This is a genomic window from Leclercia sp. 29361, from assembly GCF_011290365.1.
GTDB lineage: Bacteria > Pseudomonadota > Gammaproteobacteria > Enterobacterales > Enterobacteriaceae > Enterobacter > Enterobacter tamurae.
In genome coordinates, this window is record NZ_CP049786.1 from 4,430,909 (window position 1) to 4,456,112 (window position 25,204).

At 54.0% G+C, this 25,204-nt stretch carries 20 protein-coding genes, 2 tRNA genes and 4 rRNA genes; 13 read left to right on the plus strand and 13 right to left on the minus strand.

Translation table 11 applies throughout. The annotated features are described in order from the left end of the window. Positions 1-108 precede the first annotated feature (108 nt). The 4 genes from dusB to G7090_RS21155 all read left to right on the plus strand — a co-directional run bounded on the left by dusB (position 109) and on the right by G7090_RS21155 (position 3,966). The gene (gene dusB / locus G7090_RS21140; RefSeq protein WP_106994884.1) at positions 109-1,074 is read left to right on the plus strand and encodes a tRNA dihydrouridine synthase DusB; all 966 of its coding nucleotides are present in this window, start codon (positions 109-111) and stop codon (positions 1,072-1,074) included. A gap of 23 nt (positions 1,075-1,097) precedes the next feature. Next, positions 1,098-1,394, plus strand: coding sequence for a DNA-binding transcriptional regulator Fis (fis, locus tag G7090_RS21145; RefSeq protein WP_000462905.1), 297 nt, complete (start codon positions 1,098-1,100; stop codon positions 1,392-1,394). 199 nt (positions 1,395-1,593) lie between these two features. After that, a complete protein-coding gene (locus G7090_RS21150) occupies positions 1,594-1,758 on the plus strand; it encodes a DUF2556 family protein (protein ID WP_166184294.1) in 165 nt (54 codons plus the stop codon). A 126-nt stretch (positions 1,759-1,884) separates the two neighbouring features. Beyond that, a complete protein-coding gene (locus tag G7090_RS21155; protein ID WP_166184297.1) occupies positions 1,885-3,966 on the plus strand; it encodes a bifunctional diguanylate cyclase/phosphodiesterase in 2,082 nt (693 codons plus the stop codon). A gap of 14 nt (positions 3,967-3,980) precedes the next feature. On the opposite strand, the gene envR is transcribed toward G7090_RS21155, so the two are convergent. Further along, entirely contained in the window at positions 3,981-4,628 is a 648-nt protein-coding gene (gene envR, locus G7090_RS21160) for an acrEF/envCD operon transcriptional regulator (RefSeq protein ID WP_166184299.1), read from the minus strand. Positions 4,629-5,022: 394 nt separating this feature from the next. Between envR and G7090_RS21165 the strand changes: the two genes are divergently transcribed. The 7 genes from G7090_RS21165 to G7090_RS21195 all read left to right on the plus strand — a co-directional run bounded on the left by G7090_RS21165 (position 5,023) and on the right by G7090_RS21195 (position 14,398). Next, entirely contained in the window at positions 5,023-6,162 is a 1,140-nt protein-coding gene (locus G7090_RS21165; protein WP_166184302.1) for an efflux RND transporter periplasmic adaptor subunit, read from the plus strand. 10 nt (positions 6,163-6,172) lie between these two features. Further along, a complete protein-coding gene (locus G7090_RS21170; protein ID WP_166184304.1) occupies positions 6,173-9,286 on the plus strand; it encodes an efflux RND transporter permease subunit in 3,114 nt (1,037 codons plus the stop codon). A 319-nt stretch (positions 9,287-9,605) separates the two neighbouring features. Then, positions 9,606-9,827: a lipoprotein gene (locus tag G7090_RS21175; protein ID WP_106994889.1), complete on the plus strand. Its 222-nt coding sequence runs from the start codon at positions 9,606-9,608 to the stop codon at positions 9,825-9,827. Between the two features lie 416 nt (positions 9,828-10,243). After that, on the plus strand, positions 10,244-11,269 hold the full coding sequence (locus G7090_RS21180; RefSeq protein WP_166184306.1) for an amino acid ABC transporter substrate-binding protein: 1,026 nt from the start codon (positions 10,244-10,246) through the stop codon (positions 11,267-11,269). Between the two features lie 68 nt (positions 11,270-11,337). Then, complete coding sequence (locus G7090_RS21185) at positions 11,338-12,519, plus strand: amino acid ABC transporter permease (protein WP_166184308.1); 1,182 nt, start codon at positions 11,338-11,340, stop codon at positions 12,517-12,519. A gap of 9 nt (positions 12,520-12,528) precedes the next feature. Beyond that, positions 12,529-13,632: an amino acid ABC transporter permease gene (locus G7090_RS21190; protein ID WP_166185499.1), complete on the plus strand. Its 1,104-nt coding sequence runs from the start codon at positions 12,529-12,531 to the stop codon at positions 13,630-13,632. A gap of 7 nt (positions 13,633-13,639) precedes the next feature. Beyond that, positions 13,640-14,398, plus strand: coding sequence for an amino acid ABC transporter ATP-binding protein (locus tag G7090_RS21195; RefSeq protein ID WP_106994893.1), 759 nt, complete (start codon positions 13,640-13,642; stop codon positions 14,396-14,398). A gap of 104 nt (positions 14,399-14,502) precedes the next feature. On the opposite strand, the gene rrf (G7090_RS21200) is transcribed toward G7090_RS21195, so the two are convergent. The 6 genes from rrf (G7090_RS21200) to G7090_RS21225 all read right to left on the minus strand — a co-directional run bounded on the left by rrf (G7090_RS21200) (position 14,503) and on the right by G7090_RS21225 (position 19,776). After that, a 5S ribosomal RNA gene (gene rrf / locus G7090_RS21200) occupies positions 14,503-14,618 on the minus strand. 38 nt (positions 14,619-14,656) lie between these two features. Continuing rightward, positions 14,657-14,732 (minus strand) — tRNA-Thr (locus tag G7090_RS21205). Between the two features lie 14 nt (positions 14,733-14,746). Beyond that, a 5S ribosomal RNA gene (rrf, locus tag G7090_RS21210) occupies positions 14,747-14,862 on the minus strand. A 96-nt stretch (positions 14,863-14,958) separates the two neighbouring features. Continuing rightward, positions 14,959-17,865: ribosomal RNA gene (locus tag G7090_RS21215) — 23S ribosomal RNA — on the minus strand. 209 nt (positions 17,866-18,074) lie between these two features. Next, positions 18,075-18,149: transfer RNA gene (locus G7090_RS21220), tRNA-Glu, on the minus strand. An 87-nt stretch (positions 18,150-18,236) separates the two neighbouring features. Continuing rightward, positions 18,237-19,776 (minus strand): 16S ribosomal RNA (locus G7090_RS21225). Together the 16S, 23S and 5S rRNA genes with 2 tRNA genes alongside form the textbook arrangement of a ribosomal RNA operon. A 472-nt stretch (positions 19,777-20,248) precedes the next feature. Between G7090_RS21225 and G7090_RS21230 the strand changes: the two genes are divergently transcribed. After that, positions 20,249-20,803 carry a gamma carbonic anhydrase family protein gene (locus G7090_RS21230; RefSeq protein WP_106996063.1) on the plus strand — a complete coding sequence of 185 codons (555 nt, stop codon included), beginning with the start codon at positions 20,249-20,251 and terminating at the stop codon, positions 20,801-20,803. Here G7090_RS21230 and G7090_RS21235 read toward each other — a convergent pair. Genes G7090_RS21235 through dprA form a run of 6 tightly spaced genes read right to left on the minus strand, consistent with a single transcriptional unit; the run spans position 20,779 to position 24,562 of the window. After that, entirely contained in the window at positions 20,779-21,027 is a 249-nt protein-coding gene (locus G7090_RS21235; protein WP_166184311.1) for a DUF1488 domain-containing protein, read from the minus strand. The two genes, G7090_RS21230 and G7090_RS21235, sit on opposite strands and share 25 nt — an antisense overlap. After that, entirely contained in the window at positions 21,024-21,842 is an 819-nt protein-coding gene (gene aroE, locus G7090_RS21240; protein ID WP_166184313.1) for a shikimate dehydrogenase, read from the minus strand. Before aroE ends, G7090_RS21235 begins: the two co-directional genes overlap by 4 nt. 4 nt (positions 21,843-21,846) lie before the next feature. Then, on the minus strand, positions 21,847-22,419 hold the full coding sequence (gene tsaC, locus G7090_RS21245; RefSeq protein ID WP_106996066.1) for an L-threonylcarbamoyladenylate synthase type 1 TsaC: 573 nt from the start codon (positions 22,417-22,419) through the stop codon (positions 21,847-21,849). Continuing rightward, complete coding sequence (locus tag G7090_RS21250) at positions 22,412-22,966, minus strand: type I DNA topoisomerase (protein ID WP_106996067.1); 555 nt, start codon at positions 22,964-22,966, stop codon at positions 22,412-22,414. The genes tsaC and G7090_RS21250 overlap by 8 nt, the downstream gene beginning before the upstream one ends. Positions 22,967-22,992: 26 nt before the next feature. Then, positions 22,993-23,466, minus strand: a complete 474-nt coding sequence (smg, locus tag G7090_RS21255) for a DUF494 family protein Smg (protein ID WP_032614670.1) — start codon at positions 23,464-23,466, stop codon at positions 22,993-22,995. Next, positions 23,438-24,562, minus strand: coding sequence for a DNA-protecting protein DprA (gene dprA, locus G7090_RS21260; protein ID WP_166184315.1), 1,125 nt, complete (start codon positions 24,560-24,562; stop codon positions 23,438-23,440). Before dprA ends, smg begins: the two co-directional genes overlap by 29 nt. Positions 24,563-24,689: 127 nt before the next feature. Between dprA and def the strand changes: the two genes are divergently transcribed. Beyond that, complete coding sequence (def, locus tag G7090_RS21265) at positions 24,690-25,199, plus strand: peptide deformylase (RefSeq protein ID WP_106996069.1); 510 nt, start codon at positions 24,690-24,692, stop codon at positions 25,197-25,199. The last annotated feature ends 5 nt before the right edge of the window (positions 25,200-25,204 follow it).

A 25,204-nucleotide genomic window follows, 5' to 3' on the forward strand; every position in this document is an offset into this window, starting at 1 on the left:
ATTCCATGATCTGCAACAGGTGATTGTTCAAAGTTTGGCCTTTCATCTCGTGCAAAAAATGCGTAAGATACGCCGCCTTGCAGTCACAGTATGGTCATTTCTTAACTCATGCGCATCGGAAACCACCAGCTTAGAAATCGCCTGATCGCAGCACCTATGGCAGGTATTACCGACCGGCCCTTCAGGACGCTGTGCTATGAGATGGGAGCAGGACTCACCGTTTCCGAGATGATGTCGTCTAACCCGCAGGTTTGGGAAAGCGATAAATCCCGTCTTCGGATGGTGCATGTTGACGAACCAGGTATCCGCACCGTGCAAATTGCCGGAAGCGTGCCTGAAGAGATGGCAGACGCCGCGCGTATTAACGTGGAAAGTGGTGCCCAGATTATTGATATCAATATGGGGTGCCCGGCCAAAAAGGTGAATCGCAAGCTGGCAGGTTCAGCCCTTCTGCAATACCCCGACCAGGTGAAGTCAATCCTGACGGCGGTTGTCAGCGCAGTGGACGTTCCTGTTACGTTGAAGATTCGCACGGGTTGGTCGCCGGATCACCGTAACTGTGTAGAGATTGCCCAACTGGCTGAAGACTGTGGCATTCAGGCCCTGACCATACATGGACGCACCCGCGCCTGTTTGTTCAACGGCGAAGCTGAATACGACAGCATTCGGGCAGTTAAGCAGAAAGTTTCCATTCCGATTATCGCGAATGGCGACATTACTGACCCGCTTAAAGCCAGAGCTGTGCTCGACTATACGGGAGCTGATGCTCTGATGATAGGACGTGCGGCTCAGGGAAGACCCTGGATCTTTCGGGAAATCCAGCATTATCTGGACACTGGGGAGCTGCTTGCCCCGCTGCCGCTGGCAGAGGTTAAGCGCTTGCTTTGTTCGCACGTTCGGGAATTGCATGGCTTTTATGGTCAGGCAAAAGGGTACCGAATTGCGCGTAAACACGTATCCTGGTATCTCCAGGAGCACGCTCCAAATGACCAGTTTCGGCGCACATTCAACGCCATAGAGGATGCCAGCGATCAGCTGGAGGCGTTGGAGGCATACTTCGAAAATCTTGCGTAATGAAATAAAGAGCTGACAGAACTATGTTCGAACAACGCGTAAATTCTGACGTACTGACCGTTTCCACCGTTAACTCTCAGGATCAAGTAACACAAAAGCCCCTGCGTGACTCGGTTAAACAGGCACTGAAGAACTATTTTGCTCAACTGAACGGTCAGGACGTTAATGACCTGTATGAGCTGGTACTGGCTGAAGTTGAACAGCCCCTGTTGGACATGGTGATGCAATACACCCGCGGTAACCAGACCCGTGCTGCCCTGATGATGGGCATCAACCGTGGTACGCTGCGTAAGAAATTGAAAAAGTACGGCATGAACTAATTTCGATTAGCTAAATGCTTGTATAAAAAGGCGCAAACCGGCATGGGGACGCGCCTTTTTTTATGCCCGCTTTTCCCGCCTTTTGCTCCCCTCATCACACCGCTAACAGCCGAAACGTAAACATCCGTCTGCCCACTTCTCAGCCGCTATTTTTCGTGTATATTTCCTGCACTCTTTTCCTTTGTTCCCGGAACTCCGAATGATCCGTAAGTATGGGTGGTTAGTCGTCTTCGCGATTAGCGCTTTCCTTTTTGATGCACTGTTAATGCAGTGGATCGAGTTGATGTCTACGGAAACGGACAAATGCCGCAACATGAACTCGGTGAATCCACTCAAGCTGATCAACTGCGCGGATCTGGATTAAACCCTTACTTTCCCTCGAAAAATGTGCGGACTTAAAAGCCTTTGAGGCATCTCTGTTGGATGATAATGTCTCAGCCCGTCACATCCGGTATCACGTAATACCCCCTGCGTTTGAGTTGATGAGATCATGCTGGTTAGCCAATACGACCAACTTCTTGTGGTTATCTCTTTTGTTGTCGCCATTCTTGCCTCCTACACCGCCCTGAATATGGCAGGCCGGGTTGTCGGCAGTACGGGCATCGCGGCACGCGTCTGGCTGACGGGCGGCGGTATTGCCATGGGCATCGGCATCTGGGCCATGCACTTTATCGGCATGCTGGCGATGGATGTCTCCATGCGCCTGAACTACGACCTGATGCAAACGGCTCTGTCGATGTTCATTGCCATCGGCGCCTCGCTGTTCGCCCTCTGGCTGGTAAGCCGGGATCACCTGCGCAGGCGTCGCCTGTTCACCGGTGCCGTGATTCTGGGCAGCGGGATTGTCGCGATGCACTACACCGGGATGGCGGCATTACAGGTTGAGCCCGCTATCGTCTGGGATATGCGCTGGGTTGCGCTGTCGGTGGTGATCGCCCTGCTCGCCTCGCTGGCCGCTCTGTGGCTCACGTTTCGTCTTCGTCGCGACGCCGCCCAGGTTGCGCTGATGCGCGCGGGTGCCGCCGTACTGATGGGCATGGCGATTGCCGGCATGCACTATACCGGGATGAAGGCCGCCCAGTTCCCGGTTCAGGTCCATATGCACCATCAGGGGGTGAACGGCAGCTGGCTGGCGGTACTGGTGAGCGTCGTGGCGCTCTCTATTCTTGGCATTACGCTGCTGGTCTCGATGTTTGACGCCAGGCTGCAGGCCCGCACCGCCCTTCTGGCCTCGTCGCTGGCGGAAGCGAACCGTGAGCTGGCGCAGTTGGCGCTGCACGACACGCTGACGCGCTTGCCAAACCGCGTGCTGCTGGAGGACCGTCTCGATCAGGCGATCAACAAAGCCGATCGTGAAGGAAAGTTATTCGCGCTGTTGTTTATGGATCTGGACGGCTTCAAAGCCGTCAACGATGCCTACGGGCATGACACCGGCGATAAGCTGCTGATTGCCGTGACGGAACGTCTGGAACAACCGCTGAAAGGTCAGTACACCCTCGCCCGTATTGGCGGCGACGAGTTTGTGCTGCTGGCCGAGATCGATACCCCCAACGATGCCGCTTCACTGGCCAGCGCGCTGGTGCATGTGATCGACCAGCCCTTCAGCCTTGAGCTGTACGATCTGGTGGTGACCCTCAGCGTGGGGATTGCTATCTATCCGCACGATGGCAAAAATCAGCGGGAGCTGATGTTTAACGCCGATGCGGCGATGTACCACACCAAGCATATGGGGCGTAACGGCTACCATTTCTTCCAGCCGTCGATGAACACCCTGGCGCAAAAACAGCTGCAGCTGATGAACGATCTGTGGCTGGCGCTGGATCGACAGGAACTGCATCTGGTTTATCAGCCGAAGTTCCAGGCCCCGGTGGGCCCTATCGTCGGCTTTGAGGCCCTGCTGCGCTGGCAGCACCCTTCCCAGGGGCTACTCTGCCCTGACCAGTTCCTGCCGCTGGCGGAAAAAAGCGGGCTGATCATTCCTATCGGCAACTGGGTGATTGATGAGGCCTGCCGCCAGCTCCGCGTCTGGCATCTTGAAGGGCATACCGAGTGGTCGATGGCGGTGAATCTCTCCACGCTGCAGTTTGAGCAACCCCTGCTGGTTGAGACGGTGATGAGTAGCCTGGCGCGACATCACATTCCGCCCCACACCCTGATCCTGGAAGTGACCGAAACGACGGCCATGAATAATCCGGATGAGAGCGTGCGGGTGCTGACCGAACTGACGCAGGCGGGGGTGAAAGCCTCCATCGATGATTTTGGTACGGGCTATTCCAGCCTGCTGTACCTGAAAAAGCTGCCAGCCTGTGAGCTGAAGATCGATCGGGCGTTTGTTAAAGATCTCAAGGGCGAGGGGGACGATGCCACTATTGTTGCCGCCATTGTTGCGCTGGCAAAGACCCTCAATCTTAAGGTGGTAGCAGAAGGGGTGGAAACGCAGGAGCAGCAGGCGTTTTTGACCAGGCTCGGGTGTAACACTTTACAAGGTTATCTGCTGGGTAAACCGGTTTCGGCGCAGACCATCAAGGCCATGAGTCAGGATCCGCAAGCCATGCTGACCCAGCAAATCTGACCGGGCCGATGCCGCTATGAGGCGGCGTCGTAGAAACGGTGCGGCGCCGGAGCAAGCGGTAACGTCGAGAGGATGTTATCCACCAGCTCCGGGGCCTGTTGATACAGGTCCAGCCTTTCCGGGCTCATTAACCAGTTTTTAATCAATCCACAAAAAAAGCCATGGAAAACAATTAAGGTCGTGTCGATATTGATCTGCGCGGAAATAGCGCCTGTCGCAATGCATCTCTGCAGGATCTGACGAACGTTTTCATAGTTGAAGCCGATCCTCTCCCGAATTTCATATTCTGAAATCATGCCCGGTTCAAATTCACATTTGTGATAGAGGATCTGCAATAGCGTACGCTGGCGGCGATCCCGGGCAATATATTGCAACGCGGTAACAAACAGTTCACGTAAAATAAATAACGGCTTGTCCTCTTCTCCCTGCGACAACAGACCGCGAATAATCTCCCGTAGCGGACATTGCTCCTGCCAGATAGCATTAAATATCTCAGCCTTACTGCTGAAATGCCAGTAAACGGCCCCCCGGGACAGACCCGCGGCATCAGCAATATCGGTCAGCGTGGTACTTGCCACACCCCGTGCGGCAAACTGCTCTATCGCTGCCTCAATCAACAGCTGGCGTGTCTTCTGCGCCTCGGCCTTCGTTTTACGCGCCATAGGGAGTCACTCTTTTAACGGATTAATTACATTTATCAAACAACAGTGATAATTGTCAGGTCGTCAATTATCTATTACTGCAAAAAATAATTTTGAACAAAAAACGTCAACACGCTTAATTTATTAATCTCAATGATGTTTCAACATCACTTTATTCATTAAACACATATGTATGTCTAAAGCATAATGCCGTGAAATAGATATTCGGGAATGCTATCCCGTTGTTTAATCACATTCAGCCTCGTTTTTTTTCTCTTCGATTCTTTCTTCGCACTTATAAATCAAAAACCCGCCCGGCCATTCTTTATTATGGCGCCCGCCGTTTTCTGTTTACCTCTCCTTAACGCTTAACCGCTGTCGGTTAATGCGGGTTGATGATTTTGAAGGAATAGCCATGACGCCTCATTTCAGGTTTTTACCCTTATCCGGTTTTATCATCGGTGCCGCATTACTCGTGGGTTGTGATGATCACAGCGAGCAAGCCCAGCAGCCGCCATCACCACAGGTTGTGGTTCATGTGGTGAAAAGCGCACCGCTGGTCGTCACCACCGAACTGCCGGGCCGTACCGATGCGTATCGCGTTGCAGAGGTTCGCCCTCAGGTGAGCGGCATTGTTCTGAAGCGCAACTTCACCGAGGGCAGCGACGTCAAAGCGGGGGAATCGCTGTATCAGATCGATCCGGCCACTTATCAGGCGGCCTTTGACAGCGCGTCAGGGGAGCTGGCCAAAGCCCAGGCCGCTGCCAACATCGCCCACCTGACCGTAAAACGCTATTTACCGCTGATGGGCACCCAGTACGTCAGTAAGCAGGAGTACGATCAGTCCGTTGCTACCGCCCGTCAGGCCGATGCGTCGGTGATTGCAGCCCAGGCAGATGTTGAGACCGCGCGCATTAATCTGGCCTACACCAAAGTGACCTCACCTATCAGCGGGCGCATCGGCAAATCCAGCGTCACCGAGGGGGCGCTGGTGGCGAACGGCCAGGCGTCAGCACTGGCGACGGTGCAGCAGCTGGATCCGATCTATGTCGATGTGACCCAATCCAGCAACGATTTTATGCGCCTGAAGCAATCCAGCCTGCAGACGGGCGAAAGTACCAGCAGCGTGCAGCTGCTGATGGAGAACGGTCAGCCGTACCCGCTGAAAGGCTCGCTGCAATTTTCCGATGTCACGGTGGACGAGAGCACTGGCTCCATTACTCTGCGGGCGATCTTCCCTAACCCGCAACATGTCCTGCTGCCGGGTATGTTTGTCCGGGCGCGTATTGATGAAGGCACCCAGCCCCACGCCATCCTGGTACCGCAGCAGGGGGTAACTCGCACCCCGCGCGGTGAAGCCAGCGTGATGGTGGTGAACGAGAAGAATCAGGCCGAAGCGCGGAACGTCGTCGCGCCGCAGGCGATTGGCGATCAATGGCTGATCACCGACGGCCTGCAGGAAGGCGATCGGGTGATCGTCAGTGGGCTGCAAAAAGTGCGCCCTGGCGTCGCGGTTGTCGCCACGCCAGACACCGCCGCGCAGAAAGCGGGATAAGGAACAGAGCATGGCCAACTTCTTTATTCAGCGCCCGGTTTTTGCGTGGGTACTTGCCATTATCCTGATGATTGCGGGCGGGCTGGCGATCCTCAAGCTGCCGATCGCCCAGTATCCCACCATTGCTCCGCCAGCCGTGGCGATCTCCGCGACCTACCCTGGTGCCGACGCGCAGACGGTGCAGGATACGGTGACCCAGGTTATCGAGCAGAACATGAACGGCATCGATAACCTGATGTATATGTCCTCCACCAGCGATTCGGCGGGCAGCGTGACCATCACCCTGACCTTCCAGTCGGGTACCGACCCGGACATTGCCCAGGTGCAGGTGCAGAACAAACTCCAGCTGGCGATGCCGCTGCTGCCGCAGGAAGTGCAGCAGCAGGGGATCGGCGTAGAGAAGTCGAGCAGCAGCTTCCTGCTGGTGGCGGGCTTTGTCTCGGACAATAAAGACCTGAGCCAGGACGATATCTCTGACTACGTCGCCTCTAACGTGAAGGATGCCATCAGCCGTACCTCCGGGGTAGGCGATGTGCAGCTGTTCGGTGCCCAGTATGCGATGCGTATCTGGCTGGATGCCAATAAGCTGAACGCCTATCAGCTGACGCCGCTGGATGTCATCAATCAGCTTAAAACCCAGAATAACCAGATTGCCGCCGGTCAGCTGGGCGGTACGCCGTCGGTGCCGGGACAGCAGCTCAACGCCTCGATCATCGCCCAGACGCGCCTGAAAACCGCCGAAGAGTTTGGCAACATCACTCTGAAGGTCAATCAGGACGGGTCGATGGTGCATCTGAAAGATGTGGCCCGGATTGCGCCTGGCGGTGAAAACTACAATATGGTGACCAAAATCAACGGCCAGGCGGCGACCGGGCTGGGGATCAAGCTCGCCACCGGCGCCAATGCCCTGGATACCGCCGCGGCGATCAAGAGCAAACTGGCGCAGCTGCAAGCCTTCTTCCCCCAGGGGCTGAAGGTGGTCTATCCCTACGACACCACGCCGTTTGTGAAGATCTCCATCCATGAAGTGGTGAAGACGCTGTTTGAAGCCATCATCCTCGTCTTCCTGGTGATGTACCTGTTCCTGCAAAACTTGCGCGCCACGCTGATCCCAACTATCGCCGTGCCGGTGGTATTGCTGGGCACCTTTGCAGTACTGGCGGCGTTTGGCTTCTCCATCAATACCCTGACCATGTTTGGTATGGTGCTGGCGATAGGCTTGCTGGTGGATGACGCTATCGTGGTGGTAGAGAACGTCGAGCGCGTAATGGTGGAGGAGAAGCTACCGCCCAAAGAGGCGACGCAGAAATCGATGTCGCAGATCCAGGGGGCGCTGGTCGGCATCGCTATGGTGCTGTCGGCGGTATTTATCCCGATGGCCTTCTTCGGCGGGTCCACCGGGGCGATTTACCGTCAGTTCTCCCTGACGATTGTCTCGGCCATGGCGCTGTCCGTGCTGGTGGCGCTGATCCTGACCCCGGCGCTGTGCGCCACTCTGCTTAAAGCGCCGGACGAGGATCATGGGCATAAAAGCGGGTTCTTCGGCTGGTTCAATGCCCTGTTCGACAGGAGCGTGGCGCACTACAGCAACAGCGTTAGCCATATTCTGCGTAAGACCGGTCGCTACCTGGTGGTCTATGTCCTGATTGTCGGCGGCATGGCGGTGCTGTTCCTGCGTCTGCCAACCTCGTTCCTCCCGGAAGAGGACCAGGGCGTCTTTATGACCATGGTGCAGCTCCCGGCGGGTGCCACACAACCCCGTACCCAGCAGGTGCTGGATCAGGTTGAGCACTATTATCTCACCACGGAAAAAGCCAACGTGGCGTCGGTCTTTACCGTTAACGGTTTCAGCTTCAGCGGCCAGGGGCAAAATGCCGGGGTGGCGTTTATCAGCCTTAAACCCTGGGAGGAGCGCATCGGTGCCGCTAACAGCGTGGGGGCTATCGTCAGCCGTGCCACCCGGGCCTTCAGCCAGATCAAAGATGGGCTGGTGTTCCCGTTTAACCTGCCCGCCATTATCGAGCTGGGTACCGCAACAGGCTTCGATTTTGAGCTGATCGACCAGGCCAACCTGGGCCACAACCAGCTGACGCAGGCCCGAAACCAGCTGTTGGGCATGATCAAAGCCCATTCCGATCTGCTGGTTCGCGTGCGGCCTAATGGTCTGGAGGATACCCCGCAGTTCAAGCTGGATATCGATCAGGAAAAAGCCCAGGCGCTGGGCGTCAGCGTGTCGGACATCAACCAGACCATCTCCACCGCCCTGGGGGGCACCTACGTCAACGACTACATTGACCGTGGCCGGGTGAAGAAAGTCTATGTCCAGGCGGATGCGCGCTTCAGGATGCTGCCCGAGGATATCAATCGCCTGTACGTGCGCAGCGCCAACGGTGAAATGGTGCCGCTTTCAGCGTTCAGCGAGTCGCACTGGATCTATGGTTCACCGCGCCTCGAACGCTATAACGGCACCCCCTCTATGGAGATCCTCGGCGAGGCCGCCCCAGGGAAAAGTACCGGTGAAGCGATGGTGTTAATGGAGCAGCTGGCGGCGAAACTCCCGACGGGTATTGGTTTCGACTGGACGGGCATGTCATACCAGGAGCGACTGTCAGGCAACCAGGCCCCTGCCCTGTATGCCATCTCACTGGTGGTCGTGTTCCTCTGCCTGGCGGCACTCTATGAAAGCTGGTCGATTCCGTTCTCGGTGATGCTGGTGGTGCCGTTAGGGGTGGTCGGTGCCCTGCTGGCCGCCTCCCTGCGGGGGCTGAACAACGATGTCTATTTCCAGGTGGGGCTGCTCACCACCATCGGCCTGTCGGCAAAGAACGCCATTCTGATTGTCGAATTTGCCAAGGACCTGATGGAGAAAGAGGGGAAAGGGATTGTTGAAGCCACCCTCGAGGCAGCGCGCATGCGCCTGCGTCCGATTCTGATGACCTCGCTGGCGTTTATTCTTGGCGTGATGCCGCTGGTCATCAGTCACGGCGCAGGCAGTGGTGCACAAAATGCTGTAGGCACCGGAGTGATGGGCGGCATGCTTTCGGCCACCCTGCTGGCCATCTTCTTCGTGCCGGTCTTCTTTGTCGTGGTACGCAGACGCTTTACGCGTCATCACGAAGAGTAATAGATAAAGGCGCTTCGGCGCCTTTACTGATGATAATAAACGGAAATTTATTCTTATCCATTTATTTAACTTATTAATTAGCGCGCCAATGAATTGTTTGCTTGCGATTTTTAGCTTGCACACTTAATCAATTCGCCTCCCTAATCTCTCCATTATTGGCGTGCAGAAAGAGAGATTTCTCCATCTTTTTTACAATCCAAATAATTTGAGATTATTCACTCTTCATGGCTGTTTTTAAGCGGTGGTAATATAACCATCAGCTTTGCAGAAGACCGTACTGACTATATCGCAAAGTTAGATTTCATTTTGAGGTAACACCATGAAAAGACTCATTTCGGTTGCACTCCTTACCGCGCTACTTGCGGGTTGCGCGCATGACTCTCCGTGCGTGCCGACATACGACGATCAGGGCCGACTGGTTCATACCAATACCTGTATGAAAGGCACCACGCAGGATAACTGGGAAACTGCAGGGGCCATCGCCGGTGGCGCAGCAGCCGTTGCAGGTCTGACGCTGGGCATCATTGCCGTGTCCAAGTAATCCACAAAGCGCGAATTCGTTCGCGCTTTTGCTTTCCCGATTTAGGTTAATAATTAAATCTGAATCTGCTCACATCTTTTTGCTTTTTTATATTCTTTTCAATGTGGCGACGTGACGTTATTCACACCTTGCTGACTTACAATATTCACGGCATAAACTCTCCCTCTATTCATCCGTTTCTTAATCAGACTTTTGCTCTGATTTGTGGCGCAGGTTGTAATTTCGCACCATTTCAGGGCGCTCGATTTAATTATCACTGTCTACACTCAGCTTTACGCGTTGCGTAATCGTTTATTACGTTGAATGCAAAAACTGGCATCACGTTTGCTTTATTAACGTCGGCCACAGCCACAGACAGGTTAAAGCGTTTATAAACGCTTCACTATAACGATAATTTTCGCCACACAGGATGCATTATGAAAAAGATGATGATGGCCAGCCTCACCGCTGCAGGTGTGCTTCTTGCGATCGCCGGCCAGGCTCAGGCGGGTGCCACGCTGGATGCCGTTAAGCAGAAAGGTTTTGTGCAATGTGGGATCAGCGACGGCCTGCCAGGTTTCTCCTACGCAGATGCCAACGGTAAATTCTCCGGTATCGATGTCGACGTGTGCCGTGGCGTTGCTGCCGCGGTATTAGGTGACGATACCAAGGTGAAATACACCCCACTGACGGCGAAAGAGCGTTTTACCGCCCTGCAATCTGGCGAAGTGGATTTGCTTTCACGTAATACCACCTGGACCTCGTCACGTGATGCCGGCATGGGCATGTCCTTCACCGGCGTGACCTATTACGACGGTATTGGATTCCTGACGCACAATAAAGCGGGCCTGAAGAGTGCAAAAGAGCTGGATGGCGCGACGGTCTGTATTCAGGCGGGTACCGACACCGAACTGAACGTCGCCGATTATTTCAAAGCCAATAACATGAAATATACGCCGGTGACCTTCGATCGCTCTGACGAATCGGCCAAAGCGCTGGAATCGGGCCGCTGTGACACCCTGGCATCGGATCAGTCCCAGCTGTACGCGCTGCGGATCAAGCTGAGTAATCCGGCTGAATTTATCGTTCTGCCAGAGGTGATCTCTAAAGAGCCGCTGGGCCCGGTAGTGCGCCGTGGGGATGATGAGTGGAACGCCGTGGTGCGCTGGACGCTGTTCGCCATGCTCAACGCCGAAGAGATGGGTATCAACTCGAAGAACGTCGATGAGAAAGCCGCCAATCCATCCACGCCGGATATGGCTCACCTGTTAGGTAAAGAGGGTGATTACGGCAAGGATCTGAAGCTGGATAACAAATGGGCGTACAACATCATTAAAAAGGTGGGTAACTACGCTGAAATCTTCGAGCGTAACGTTGGCTCTGAAAGCGCGTTGAAGATCAGCCGTGGTCAGAACAACCTCTGGAACAATGGCGGCATTCAGTACGCTCCGCCAGTACGCTAAGCAGCTTGCTGTAACGGGCACTGCCGGTGCGGTGCCCAGTCCAGAGTCATGGTTACCCGAGGTTTTTTATGTCCCATCGCCGCTTAGCCCTGAAAGGAGCCCTCTCCTTTTCTAATCCTGCGGTTCGCGCCTGGCTGTTTCAGATCCTCGCTGTTCTCGCTGTCCTGGCCGTCGCGATCTACTTGTTCCACAACACCGTTACCAACCTGAGTACACGCGGCATTACTTCGGGCTTTGCCTTCCTTGAACGCAATGCGGGATTTGGCATTGTTCAGCATTTAATTGATTACGATGAAGGAGATACCTACGGTCGCGTCTTCCTGGTCGGCCTGATGAATACTCTGCTGGTCTCCGGATTATGCATTGTCTTTGCCTCTCTGCTGGGCTTTTTCCTCGGTCTCGCACGCCTGTCTGATAACTGGCTGCTGCGTAAGCTCTCCACGTTGTATATCGAGACCTTCCGTAATATTCCGCCGCTGCTGCAGATCTTCTTCTGGTATTTCGCCGTCCTGCGCAACCTGCCCGGGCCACGTCAGGCGGTGGATGCGTTTGATCTGGCCTTTTTAAGCAATCGTGGTTTGTATATCCCGGCGCCGCAGATTGCCGAAGGGATGCTGGCGCTGCTGGCGGCTCTGGCCTGTGTCGCAGTGATTACCATCGGGCTGTTTCGCTACAACCGCAAGCATCAGATGAAAACCGGACAGCTGCGACGCACCTGGCCCGTCACGCTGGCCTTGCTGGTGATCCTGTCGGGGCTGGCACATATCATTGCGGGCCCGGCGATGCACTGGGATATTCCGACGTTGCAGGGGTTTAACTTCCGCGGCGGCATGGTATTGATCCCGGAGCTGGCAGCCCTGACGCTGGCACTGTCGATCTATACCTCGGCCTTTATCGCAGAGATTATTCGCGCCGGGATCCAGGCCGTTCCTCATGGTCAGCATGAAGCCGCCCGCTCGCTCGGCCTGCCGAACCCGGTCACGCTGCGTCAGGTCATCATCCCTCAGGCCATGCGGGTCATCATTCCACCGCTGACCAGCCAGTATCTCAATATTGTGAAAAACTCGTCCCTTGCGGCTGCGATTGGCTATCCCGATATGGTTTCCCTGTTTGCCGGCACCGTGCTCAATCAGACGGGCCAGGCCATCGAAACTATCGCCATCACCATGTCGGTCTACCTGATTATCAGCCTGACCATTTCCCTGTTAATGAATATCTATAACCGTCGCATCGCGCTGGTTGAACGCTAAGGAACCATGATGACAAAAGCCGTCTTGTCTCACCCTGTGCGTCCGGCCACTACCGGCAACGGACGCATTATTCTCTGGGCACGTAAAAATCTGTTCTCCAGCTGGAGTAACAGCTTACTCACGCTGCTCTGCTTCTGGCTGATGTGGGAGCTGATCCCGCCGCTGCTCAATTGGGCGTTTTTGCAGGCTAACTGGATCGGCACTACCCGTGCCGACTGTACGAAAGAGGGAGCCTGCTGGGTCTTTATTCATCAGCGTTTCGGCCAGTTCATGTATGGGCTCTACCCTCACGACCAGCGCTGGCGCATCAATCTTGCGCTGCTCGTCGGGCTACTCTCCATCATCCCGATGTTCTGGAAAGGGATGCCGCAGCGGGGACGGTACATCGCCTGCTGGGCGGTGGTCTATCCGCTTATCGTCTGGTTCCTGCTGTATGGCGGGATGCAGGGACTGGAGCGGGTGGAAACCCGGCAGTGGGGTGGCTTGACGCTGACGCTGATCATCGCCTCGGTCGGGATCGCCGGCGCATTGCCTTTAGGCATTTTACTGGCCCTGGGCCGCCGCTCAACCATGCCGGTCGTACGCGTCCTCTCGGTGATTTTTATCGAGTTCTGGCGCGGCGTTCCGCTGATCACCGTGCTGTTTATGTCGTCGGTAATGCTGCCGCTGTTTATGGCGGAGGGCACCACCATCGACAAACTGATCCGCGCCCTGGTTGGCGTCATTCTGTTCCAGTCTGCCTATGTGGCTGAGGTCGTACGCGGCGGGCTGCAGGCGCTGCCCAAAGGCCAGTACGAAGCCGCCGAATCGCTGGCGCTGGGGTACTGGAAAACGCAGGGATTAGTGATCCTGCCGCAGGCACTGAAGCTGGTGATCCCCGGACTGGTGAACACTATTATCGCGCTGTTCAAAGATACCAGTCTGGTGATCATCATTGGATTATTCGATCTTTTCAGTAGCGTGCAGCAGGCTACCGTCGACCCGGCGTGGCTGGGCATGTCGACCGAAGGCTATGTTTTTGCTGCGCTTATCTACTGGATTTTCTGTTTTAGCATGTCGCGCTACAGCCAGCATCTGGAAAAGCGCTTTAACACCGGGCGTACACCGCACTGAGGAACCTATGAGCCAGATAACTATGACCCCCGCTGACGCGATGATTACGCTGGATAATGTGAATAAGTGGTACGGACAATTTCATGTCTTGAAAGACATTAACCTGAAGGTGAAACAGGGCGAGCGTATTGTTCTTTGTGGGCCTTCAGGCTCGGGTAAATCCACGACTATCCGCTGTATTAACCATCTGGAAGAGCATCAGCAGGGACGGATTGTTGTTGATGGTATTGAGCTAAACGATGACATCCGTAACGTGGAGCGTGTCCGCCAGGAAGTCGGCATGGTCTTCCAGCATTTCAATCTGTTTCCCCATCTGACCGTTCTGCAAAACTGCACTCTGGCCCCGATCTGGGTGCGCAAAATGCCGAAAAAGGAAGCCGAGGCGCTGGCCATGCACTATCTGGAACGCGTGCGCATTGCAGAACATGCGCATAAGTTTCCGGGGCAGATCTCGGGTGGACAGCAACAGCGCGTGGCAATCGCCCGCTCTTTATGCATGAAACCTAAAATCATGCTGTTCGATGAGCCGACCTCAGCGCTGGATCCGGAGATGGTAAAAGAGGTTCTGGATACCATGATAGGGCTGGCTGAATCGGGCATGACGATGCTGTGTGTGACGCATGAGATGGGTTTCGCCAGAACCGTCGCGGATCGGGTGATCTTTATGGATCGCGGGGAAATCGTCGAGCAAGCAGCGCCGGAAGAGTTCTTCTCCCACCCAAAATCAGAGCGTACGCGCGCGTTCTTATCGCAGGTTATTCACTAATAATTACCCTGCCCGGTGGCGCTTTGCGCGCCGGGTCGAGCATTTTTATGGCCGCGCAAACGCAAAAAGGCCATCCTTGCGGATGGCCTTTTCACTTATTTGATGTCTGGCAGTTCCCTACTCTCGCATGGGGAGACCCCACACTACCATCGGCGCTACGGCGTTTCACTTCTGAGTTCGGCATGGGGTCAGGTGGGACCACCGCGCTACAGCCGCCAGACAAATTCTTTTCTACGCGCCGAACTTTAACCTAAAAACTGGTGCTGATACCCAGAGTCGAACTGGGGACCTCACCCTTACCAAGGGTGCGCTCTACCAACTGAGCCATATCAGCACACTTAATTTGATGCCTGGCAGTTCCCTACTCTCGCATGGGGAGACCCCACACTACCATCGGCGCTACGGCGTTTCACTTCTGAGTTCGGCATGGGGTCAGGTGGGACCACCGCGCTACAGCCGCCAGGCAAATTCTGTTGTTCACCCCGCCCTCAGGCGTGATGAGTAATCTGTATCAGCTGAAAATCGTCTTCTCAAGTCCGCCGAAACAGCTTCGGCGTTGTAAGGTTAAGCCTCACGGTTCATTAGTATCGGTTAGCTCAACGCATCGCTGCGCTTACACACCCGACCTATCAACGTCGTCGTCTTCAACGTTCCTTCAGGACCCTTAAAGGGTCAGGGAGAACTCATCTCGGGGCAAGTTTCGTGCTTAGATGCTTTCAGCACTTATCTTTTCCGCATTTAGCTACCGGGCAGTGCCATTGGCATGACAACCCGAACACCAGTGATGCGTCCACTCCGGTCCTCTCGTACTAGGAGCAGCCCCCCTCAATTCTCCAGCGCCCACGGCAGATAGGGACCGAACTGTCTCACGACGTTCTAAACCCAGCTCGCGTACCACTTTAAACGGCGAACAGCCGTACCCTTGGGACCTACTTCAGCCCCAGGATGTGATGAGCCGACATCGAGGTGCCAAACACCGCCGTCGATATGAACTCTTGGGCGGTATCAGCCTGTTATCCCCGGAGTACCTTTTATCCGTTGAGCGATGGCCCTTCCATACAGAACCACCGGATCACTATGACCTGCTTTCGCACCTGCTCGAGCCGTCACTCTCGCAGTCAAGCTAGCTTATGCCATTGCACTAACCTCCTGATGTCCGACCAGGATTAGCTAACCTTCGTGCTCCTCCGTTACTCTTTAGGAGGAGACCGCCCCAGTCAAACTACCCACCAGACACTGTCCGCAACCCGGATTACGGGTCCACGTTAGAACACCAGCCATTAAAGGGTGGTATTTCAAGGTTGGCTCCACGCAGACTGGCGTCCACGCTTCAAAGCCTCCCACCTATCCTACACATCAAGGACCAGTGTTCAGTGTCAAGCTATAGTAAAGGTTCACGGGGTCTTTCCGTCTTGCCGCGGGTACACTGCATCTTCACAGCGATTTCAATTTCACTGAGTCTCGGGTGGAGACAGCCTGGCCATCATTACGCCATTCGTGCAGGTCGGAACTTACCCGACAAGGAATTTCGCTACCTTAGGACCGTTATAGTTACGGCCGCCGTTTACCGGGGCTTCGATCAAGAGCTTCGCGTTGCCGCTAACCCCATCAATTAACCTTCCGGCACCGGGCAGGCGTCACACCGTATACGTCCACTTTCGTGTTTGCACAGTGCTGTGTTTTTAATAAACAGTTGCAGCCAGCTGGTATCTTCGACTGATTTCAGCTCCACGAGCAAGTCGCTTCACTTACCATCAGCGTGCCTTCTCCCGAAGTTACGGCACCATTTTGCCTAGTTCCTTCACCCGAGTTCTCTCAAGCGCCTTGGTATTCTCTACCTGACCACCTGTGTCGGTTTGGGGTACGATTTGATGTTACCTGATGCTTAGAGGCTTTTCCTGGAAGCAGGGCATTTGTTGCTTCAGCACCGTAGTGCCTCGTCATCACACCTCAGCGTTGAATAAGGTTCCGGATTTACCTGGAACCTCCGCCTACATGCTTAAACCGGGACAACCGTCGCCCGGCCAACATAGCCTTCTCCGTCCCCCCTTCGCAGTAACACCGAGTACAGGAATATTAACCTGTTTCCCATCGACTACGCCTTTCGGCCTCGCCTTAGGGGTCGACTCACCCTGCCCCGATTAACGTTGGACAGGAACCCTTGGTCTTCCGGCGAGCGGGTTTTTCACCCGCTTTATCGTTACTTATGTCAGCATTCGCACTTCTGATACCTCCAGCAGACCTCACAGTCCACCTTCGACGGCTTACAGAACGCTCCCCTACCCAACAACACATAGTGTCGCTGCCGCAGCTTCGGTGCATGGTTTAGCCCCGTTACATCTTCCGCGCAGGCCGACTCGACCAGTGAGCTATTACGCTTTCTTTAAATGATGGCTGCTTCTAAGCCAACATCCTGGCTGTCTGTGCCTTCCCACATCGTTTCCCACTTAACCATGACTTTGGGACCTTAGCTGGCGGTCTGGGTTGTTTCCCTCTTCACGACGGACGTTAGCACCCGCCGTGTGTCTCCCGTGATAACATTCTCCGGTATTCGCAGTTTGCATCGGGTTGGTAAGCCGGGATGGCCCCCTAGCCGAAACAGTGCTCTACCCCCGGAGATGAGTTCACGAGGCGCTACCTAAATAGCTTTCGGGGAGAACCAGCTATCTCCCGGTTTGATTGGCCTTTCACCCCCAGCCACAAGTCATCCGCTAATTTTTCAACATTAGTCGGTTCGGTCCTCCAGTTAGTGTTACCCAACCTTCAACCTGCCCATGGCTAGATCACCGGGTTTCGGGTCTATACCCTGCAACTTAACGCCCAGTTAAGACTCGGTTTCCCTTCGGCTCCCCTATACGGTTAACCTTGCTACAGAATATAAGTCGCTGACCCATTATACAAAAGGTACGCAGTCACACCACGAAGGTGCTCCCACTGCTTGTACGTACACGGTTTCAGGTTCTTTTTCACTCCCCTCGCCGGGGTTCTTTTCGCCTTTCCCTCACGGTACTGGTTCACTATCGGTCAGTCAGGAGTATTTAGCCTTGGAGGATGGTCCCCCCATATTCAGACAGGATACCACGTGTCCCGCCCTACTCTTCGAGTTCACAGCAGGTGTATCTTCGTGTACGGGAGTATCACCCTGTACCCTGCGACTTTCCAGACGCTTCCACTGACACACATGCTGATTCAGACTCTGGGCTGCTCCCCGTTCGCTCGCCGCTACTGGGGGAATCTCGGTTGATTTCTTTTCCTCAGGGTACTTAGATGTTTCAGTTCCCCTGGTTCGCTTCGTTAAGCTATGTATTCACTTAACGATAGTGCAACGGATTGCACTGGGTTTCCCCATTCGGAAATCGTCGGTTATAACGGTTCATATCACCTTACCGACGCTTATCGCAGATTAGCACGTCCTTCATCGCCTCTGACTGCCTAGGCATCCACCGTGTACGCTTAGTCGCTTAACCTCACAACCCGAAGATGTTTCACTTCTGATTGCGAAAATTTGAGAGACTCGAACACACCGCTTATCTGCTCTTATTACGGAGAGCAGACACAGTGTGTCGTTTCAATTTTCAGCTTGATCCAGATTTTTAAAGAGCAAATATCTCAAACATGACTTAACAGTCAGTTTTGAGATACTGATTGGTTGTGCCTTTCACTCACACCCAGCAAGTGGCGTCCCCTAGGGGATTCGAACCCCTGTTGCCGCCGTGAAAGGGCGGAGTCCTAACCGCTAGACGAAGGGGACACGATGTGTCACGACTTCGCAGCCGTCTTGCTCGTTACTTTTCATCAGACAATCTGTGTGAGCACTGCAAAGGCAGATTCTTTAAGGTAAGGAGGTGATCCAACCGCAGGTTCCCCTACGGTTACCTTGTTACGACTTCACCCCAGTCATGAATCACAAAGTGGTAAGCGCCCTCCCGAAGGTTAAGCTACCTACTTCTTTTGCAACCCACTCCCATGGTGTGACGGGCGGTGTGTACAAGGCCCGGGAACGTATTCACCGTAGCATTCTGATCTACGATTACTAGCGATTCCGACTTCATGGAGTCGAGTTGCAGACTCCAATCCGGACTACGACGCACTTTATGAGGTCCGCTTGCTCTCGCGAGGTCGCTTCTCTTTGTATGCGCCATTGTAGCACGTGTGTAGCCCTACTCGTAAGGGCCATGATGACTTGACGTCATCCCCACCTTCCTCCAGTTTATCACTGGCAGTCTCCTTTGAGTTCCCGGCCGGACCGCTGGCAACAAAGGATAAGGGTTGCGCTCGTTGCGGGACTTAACCCAACATTTCACAACACGAGCTGACGACAGCCATGCAGCACCTGTCTCAGAGTTCCCGAAGGCACCAAAGCATCTCTGCTAAGTTCTCTGGATGTCAAGAGTAGGTAAGGTTCTTCGCGTTGCATCGAATTAAACCACATGCTCCACCGCTTGTGCGGGCCCCCGTCAATTCATTTGAGTTTTAACCTTGCGGCCGTACTCCCCAGGCGGTCGACTTAACGCGTTAGCTCCGGAAGCCACTCCTCAAGGGAACAACCTCCAAGTCGACATCGTTTACGGCGTGGACTACCAGGGTATCTAATCCTGTTTGCTCCCCACGCTTTCGCACCTGAGCGTCAGTCTTTGTCCAGGGGGCCGCCTTCGCCACCGGTATTCCTCCAGATCTCTACGCATTTCACCGCTACACCTGGAATTCTACCCCCCTCTACAAGACTCTAGCCTGCCAGTTTCGAATGCAGTTCCCAGGTTGAGCCCGGGGATTTCACATCCGACTTGACAGACCGCCTGCGTGCGCTTTACGCCCAGTAATTCCGATTAACGCTTGCACCCTCCGTATTACCGCGGCTGCTGGCACGGAGTTAGCCGGTGCTTCTTCTGCGAGTAACGTCAATTGCTGAGGTTATTAACCTCAACACCTTCCTCCTCGCTGAAAGTACTTTACAACCCGAAGGCCTTCTTCATACACGCGGCATGGCTGCATCAGGCTTGCGCCCATTGTGCAATATTCCCCACTGCTGCCTCCCGTAGGAGTCTGGACCGTGTCTCAGTTCCAGTGTGGCTGGTCATCCTCTCAGACCAGCTAGGGATCGTCGCCTAGGTGAGCCATTACCCCACCTACTAGCTAATCCCATCTGGGCACATCTGATGGCAAGAGGCCCGAAGGTCCCCCTCTTTGGTCTTGCGACGTTATGCGGTATTAGCTACCGTTTCCAGTAGTTATCCCCCTCCATCAGGCAGTTTCCCAGACATTACTCACCCGTCCGCCACTCGTCACCCGAGAGCAAGCTCTCTGTGCTACCGTTCGACTTGCATGTGTTAGGCCTGCCGCCAGCGTTCAATCTGAGCCATGATCAAACTCTTCAATTTAAGTTTGATGCTCGTGAATTAAACTTCGTAATGAATTACGTATGTTCACTCAGAGACTTTGGTATTCATTTTTCGTCTTGCGACGTTAAGAATCCATGTCACTTTGAGTGCCCACACAGATTGTCTGATAAATTGTTAAAGAGCAGTGCAACGCGGCTTTCGCTCACCGTTGCGAGGTGGCGTATATTACGCTTTCCTCTTTCAGAGTCAAGCGTTTATTTTCGCTTTTCTCTTCAACCGACCCAGCTGTTTGTGTGAAGTGATTCACATCTGCCGTGTCGATGGAGGCGCATTATAGGGATCCCAGTTTTTAGCACAAGCATTTTTTCGATCTTTTCTGCTGACTGTTCTTTTTTCGTTCTTTTCGCTGAAATCCCACGCGATCCGCTCAAATAATGACGTAATTCTCCCTTGATCAAGCCGAATAACAGGCTCACAGTCTTCTATATAGTGCTCATTAGTAGAGGTTGATATGTCCGCAGTACTCCGTCCCTATAAAGATCTTTTCCCTAAACAAGGCGATCGCGTCATGATCGACAGCAGTAGTGTGGTCATTGGCGATGTCCGAATGGACGACGACGTCAGTATCTGGCCCCTGGTCGCTATACGCGGCGATGTTAACTATGTCTCTATTGGCGCACGGACCAATATCCAGGATGGCAGCGTCCTGCATGTCACCCATAAATCGGCTTATAACCCTGAAGGCAACCCACTGGTCATCGGTGAAGAGGTGACAGTCGGCCATAAAGTGATGCTGCACGGCTGCACGATTGGCAATCGCGTTCTGGTGGGTATGGGATCGATTTTGTTGGATGGTGTAGTAATAGAAGATGAGGTGATGATTGGTGCCGGGAGTCTGGTTCCGCAAAATAAGCGGCTGGAAAGTGGCTTTCTCTATTTAGGAAGCCCGGTCAAACAGATCCGCCCCCTGACGGAAGCGGAAAAGGAAGGTCTGAAGTACTCAGCCAATAACTACGTTAAATGGAAGAATGACTATCTGGATCAAGAGAGCCAGAACCATCCCTGATCGTCCTCGTCACCCTCGCGGATCGCATCGCTGGCTTCTTCTTCCAGATCCCAGCGATGTTCGCGAAAGATATTGAGCGGAAGGCCTTCGCCAAAACGACGAACCAGCGTTGTCCCTTCGATCGCACACATCATTTGCATACCATTCACCAGAGCGGGAAAACAGACGGCCCGCTTTTCGTCGTCCCACGTTTCCCGATCCGGAAACTGGATCGCCTGGTTCATGCCGACAACTCCTGTTTAAGCTTTTCAATGACCGGCTCTACTGCCGGCAATACACCATGCCAGAGCATTACGGCGTGTGCCGCCTGCCCCACCAGCATTCCCAGCCCGTCAGCAACATGTTTTGCGCCTTGCTGTTCACACCAGTTCAGAAAAGGCGTTTTGCCTTTTTGGTAGAACATGTCATAGCAGTGAACCTGGGCGTTAACTAATGAAGAGGGTATAGCGGGAACGTCACCGGCTATACCACTGGAGGTCGCATTAATAATCAGATCAAATTCATGGCCGCTCAGCGCGTCCAGAGCTACTGCATGAATACTCCCGGTATGGGCAAATAGGGTGGCCAGCTCTACTGCACGGGAATAAGTACGATTCGTAATGGTCACGGCGCAATCCAGAGAGAGTAGCGGCAGAATCACGCCCCGCGACGCCCCCCCCGCACCGATCAACAGAATACGCGCGCCAGGTTTGATAAATGACAGTCGTTCCAGATCGCTTAACAAGCCAATGCCGTCCGTGTTGTCCCCCAGAATCCGACCATCTTCAAGCCGTTTAAGGGTATTCACAGCGCCTGCAAGGGCCGCGCGTTCCGTTAACTCATCGGCGCGTTCAAATGCCTCTTCTTTAAAAGGCACAGTGACATTCGCTCCTTTTCCGCCACCAGCAAAGAAGCTGTCCAGCGTTGCTACAAAGGCATCGACAGGTGCAAGCACACGGCCATAAGGGTGCTCAATGCGCAGCTGCTGCGCAAATTGCTGATGAATAAACGGCGACTTGCTGTGAGCAATTGGATTACCAAAAACGGCGTACGCTTCCATCTGATTACCCCTGGCGAAAACGTTCGCCGGTCAACGCATCACGAATTTCAGACGGGTTCAGGCGGCCACCGGTTTCACCGATAACTACCGGGAAATCGTCACCAAACTGCGCTAATACCTCTTCTGAGGTGCGGCAAGGGGGCAATCCCGTCAGATTGGCACTGGTTGAGACCAGCGGTTTACCAAAACGATTACAGAGTTCGATAACCAATGGATGGTCGGTCACGCGAACGGCGAGTGAATCAAACCGTCCCGTCAGCCATCGCGGCGTAGTTGGCAGCGCGGGAAACACAAAGGTCACGGGTCCGGGCCATGCGGCATCGATGGCCTCACGCTGCGCTGACGTCAACATGGAATCATCAATATAAGGTTTAAGCTGTTCGAAACTGGCCGCGATGAGAATCAGGCCTTTTTCAACCGGTCTCTGCTTAAGTGTTAACAGGCGCGATACGGCCATTTCGCTGTCGGGATCGCACCCAACCCCAAAAACAGCTTCTGTTGGATAAGCGATGACGTCTTCTTTATTCAGTACGTCCACCGCATGCGCGATGGAGCCTGACTGCAGGTTATTATTCACTTTTTTGATCCGCCGAAACCGGCTTTCCACATTGTTTACTGGCGCAAAAACGCTTCATGCCTTGCGCCGTTTTCTTCTCGATAAGTAGCGGGTAATGGCACTCAGGACAGCTCCCCGCCACCGGTTTGAAATTGGTGACGAACTGACATTCAGGATAACGATCGCAGGAGTGGAATGTCTTACCGTAACGTGAACGCCGTTGAACAAGATGACCGCTATCGCATTGTGGACAGGCCAACGCTGTTTCATCGGGTTTATCTATCTGTTCAGTGTGCTCACATTCAGGATAGCGGCTGCAGCCGATAAACATGCCATAACGACCCTGACGCAACGCCAGATCCGCGCCACATTGTGGGCACGGCTGCCCCTCCAGAACTTTAACAATATGTCCGTCCGCCTGATTCTTCAGGGGACGGACATAATCACAGTCTGGATAGTGTGAACAACCGAGAAACGGCCCGTGCTTACCGGACCGGATAACAAGCTCTGCTCCACACTGCGGGCAGGGCTCATTTTTATGCACCGTAAATAGTGCTGATTTGGCCATAACAACTCTTGGTGCTGCATGATGAATTAATGCAGCATACCTTCATTCACTTCAAAGAGTAATTCTTCCATTTGTTGATAGGCATTTTCACAGCCTGGAATGTTGAACAGAACCATCAGGATGACCCATTTCAGATCTTCCAGTTCAAATTCTGCCGTATCCAGCGCCATGACGCGCTCTATCACCATTTCTCGCGTTTCGAGGTTCAGCACCTGAATCTGCTCCAGGAATAAAACAAATCCCCGGCAACTGGCATCCAGCCTTTCACATTCTTCAGCCGTATAAATGCGTACAGACAGCGGATCGGAAGCTAACTGCATCGGTTCGGCGAGGCCTTCCTGATAATCAGCCAGTTTTTCGAGCCATATTAACGCGTTGTAAATATCTTCCCGTTCGAAACCTGCATCGGTGAGATCGCGTGTAAGTTTGTCCTGATCCACGCGTGCTTCAGCTTCGTTATGGATGTAAGTCTCAAACAAATACATGAGTACGTCGAACATGGCTTGCCCTCCTTAATCGGACATAGCCGCCGGGTACAGCTGCGATCCATCCTGCTAACTCCAGTTCCAGTAGCTGTGCTACCGTTACTGGCACAGGTTGGCCGGCACGTTCAGCGACAACGTCAACAGGTGTTACCTCATCTCCTACGTTAGCCAGGAGCTCAGGAAATGGCAATGCTACCTGGTCCTGCTCTGATGAATAAAGCCCATTTTCGGGATCCTGTGGCAGCCAGTTAAGGCCATAACGCAAACTTTCCAGAATATCGTCTACCGCCGTCACTGGCGTGGCGCCCTGCTTTATCAACCAGTGAGGTCCCTCGCAACCTGGGTTTCCAATCGCCCCTGGTAGCGCAAAGACTTCGCGCCCCTGTTCGAGTGCACATTTCGCGGTAACGAGTGAGCCGCTCTTTAACCGCGCTTCGATGACGAATACCCCCTGGCTCAGGCCACTAATGATACGGTTACGCCGGGGAAAATTACCGGGCCAGGGAGGCGTAGCGAGAGGAAACTCCGAAATCACAGCGCCACCGCTCTCAACAAGACGCGTGGCCAGCGAGGTATGGCGTCGGGGATAGACTTCGGACAAACCATTGCCTAAAACCGCCACGCTCTTCCCCTTTACGGTAAGCGCGGCGCGATGCGCGACCCCATCGATTCCGCAGGCCAGGCCGCTGGTAATCGTCAGGCCCGCCTGGGCCAGCTGCTCGCACAGGAGTGTTCCCCACCGCTCGCCATACCAGGAGTGGGAACGGCTACCAACGACGGCCAGCTGCAGGCTCGACAGCACCTGCACAGCCCCCCTGACGAACAGGGCGCCCGGATAATCCGTAATGGCGCGTAGCTGGACGGGATAGAGAGCACTGTCTGCACATATCAGGTGATGATCCGGTTCTGCCAGCCACTGCATACTGCGATCAATTTCACGCGGCGAAAATGTAAGAAACCGCGCCTTTTGCTTTTGGGTCAGCCCCATTCCTGTCAGCACAGCACCATCAATATGGGGTTGGCGCTGTAACTGCTGCGCTATCGCCACCATCTTATCGCCGTACAATTCTCCAGTGCTGATCAGGCGTAACCATATCTCTGTGGATGTCATCCTTTCCCCTGCCACAAGCCGCTATAGCAATCTTTGCGATTGGTCACTGATGCTGTCAATCAGAGGGGGTTTTGTCTAGAATAGAGGGTATATTCTTATCAACTCCTGAACACGACTCTGGAAAAATATGGCAGTTTTGCAAGTGTTACATATCCCGGACGAGCGCCTTCGCAAAGTCGCCGAGCCGGTAAAAGAAGTGAATGCAGAAACTCAACGTATCATTGATGATATGTTCGATACGATGTACGCCGAAGAAGGCATTGGTCTCGCGGCGACGCAGGTTGATATTCACCAGCGCATTATCGTGATCGACGTTTCCGAAAACCGTGAAGGACGCCTGGTGTTAATTAACCCGGAGTTACTGGAAAAAAGCGGCGAAACCGGAATCGAAGAAGGCTGTCTCTCTATTCCTGAGCAGAGAGCGCTGGTTCCTCGTGCAGAAAAAGTTAAAATCCGCGCGCTCGATCGCGACGGTAAGCCTTTTGAACTGGAAGCAGACGATCTGCTGGCGATCTGCATTCAGCATGAGATGGATCATCTGGTCGGTAAACTGTTTATCGATTACCTCTCTCCACTGAAGCAGCAACGTATTCGTCAGAAAGTAGAGAAACTGGATCGCATGCGCACCCGCGCATAACGTGA

What these genes read in the sequence shown, in the direction of transcription:
- dusB (WP_106994884.1), top strand. Translation starts at nt 109, where the DNA reads ATGCGCATCGGAAACCACCAGCTTAGAAATCGCCTGATCGCAGCACCT.
- fis (WP_000462905.1), top strand. Translation starts at nt 1,098, where the DNA reads ATGTTCGAACAACGCGTAAATTCTGACGTACTGACCGTTTCCACCGTT.
- G7090_RS21150 (WP_166184294.1), top strand. Translation starts at nt 1,594, where the DNA reads ATGATCCGTAAGTATGGGTGGTTAGTCGTCTTCGCGATTAGCGCTTTC.
- G7090_RS21155 (WP_166184297.1), top strand. Translation starts at nt 1,885, where the DNA reads ATGCTGGTTAGCCAATACGACCAACTTCTTGTGGTTATCTCTTTTGTT.
- envR (WP_166184299.1), bottom strand. Translation starts at nt 4,628, where the DNA reads ATGGCGCGTAAAACGAAGGCCGAGGCGCAGAAGACACGCCAGCTGTTG.
- G7090_RS21165 (WP_166184302.1), top strand. Translation starts at nt 5,023, where the DNA reads ATGACGCCTCATTTCAGGTTTTTACCCTTATCCGGTTTTATCATCGGT.
- G7090_RS21170 (WP_166184304.1), top strand. Translation starts at nt 6,173, where the DNA reads ATGGCCAACTTCTTTATTCAGCGCCCGGTTTTTGCGTGGGTACTTGCC.
- G7090_RS21175 (WP_106994889.1), top strand. Translation starts at nt 9,606, where the DNA reads ATGAAAAGACTCATTTCGGTTGCACTCCTTACCGCGCTACTTGCGGGT.
- G7090_RS21180 (WP_166184306.1), top strand. Translation starts at nt 10,244, where the DNA reads ATGAAAAAGATGATGATGGCCAGCCTCACCGCTGCAGGTGTGCTTCTT.
- G7090_RS21185 (WP_166184308.1), top strand. Translation starts at nt 11,338, where the DNA reads ATGTCCCATCGCCGCTTAGCCCTGAAAGGAGCCCTCTCCTTTTCTAAT.
- G7090_RS21190 (WP_166185499.1), top strand. Translation starts at nt 12,529, where the DNA reads ATGACAAAAGCCGTCTTGTCTCACCCTGTGCGTCCGGCCACTACCGGC.
- G7090_RS21195 (WP_106994893.1), top strand. Translation starts at nt 13,640, where the DNA reads ATGAGCCAGATAACTATGACCCCCGCTGACGCGATGATTACGCTGGAT.
- G7090_RS21230 (WP_106996063.1), top strand. Translation starts at nt 20,249, where the DNA reads ATGTCCGCAGTACTCCGTCCCTATAAAGATCTTTTCCCTAAACAAGGC.
- G7090_RS21235 (WP_166184311.1), bottom strand. Translation starts at nt 21,027, where the DNA reads ATGAACCAGGCGATCCAGTTTCCGGATCGGGAAACGTGGGACGACGAA.
- aroE (WP_166184313.1), bottom strand. Translation starts at nt 21,842, where the DNA reads ATGGAAGCGTACGCCGTTTTTGGTAATCCAATTGCTCACAGCAAGTCG.
- G7090_RS21250 (WP_106996067.1), bottom strand. Translation starts at nt 22,966, where the DNA reads ATGGCCAAATCAGCACTATTTACGGTGCATAAAAATGAGCCCTGCCCG.
- smg (WP_032614670.1), bottom strand. Translation starts at nt 23,466, where the DNA reads ATGTTCGACGTACTCATGTATTTGTTTGAGACTTACATCCATAACGAA.
- dprA (WP_166184315.1), bottom strand. Translation starts at nt 24,562, where the DNA reads ATGACATCCACAGAGATATGGTTACGCCTGATCAGCACTGGAGAATTG.
- def (WP_106996069.1), top strand. Translation starts at nt 24,690, where the DNA reads ATGGCAGTTTTGCAAGTGTTACATATCCCGGACGAGCGCCTTCGCAAA.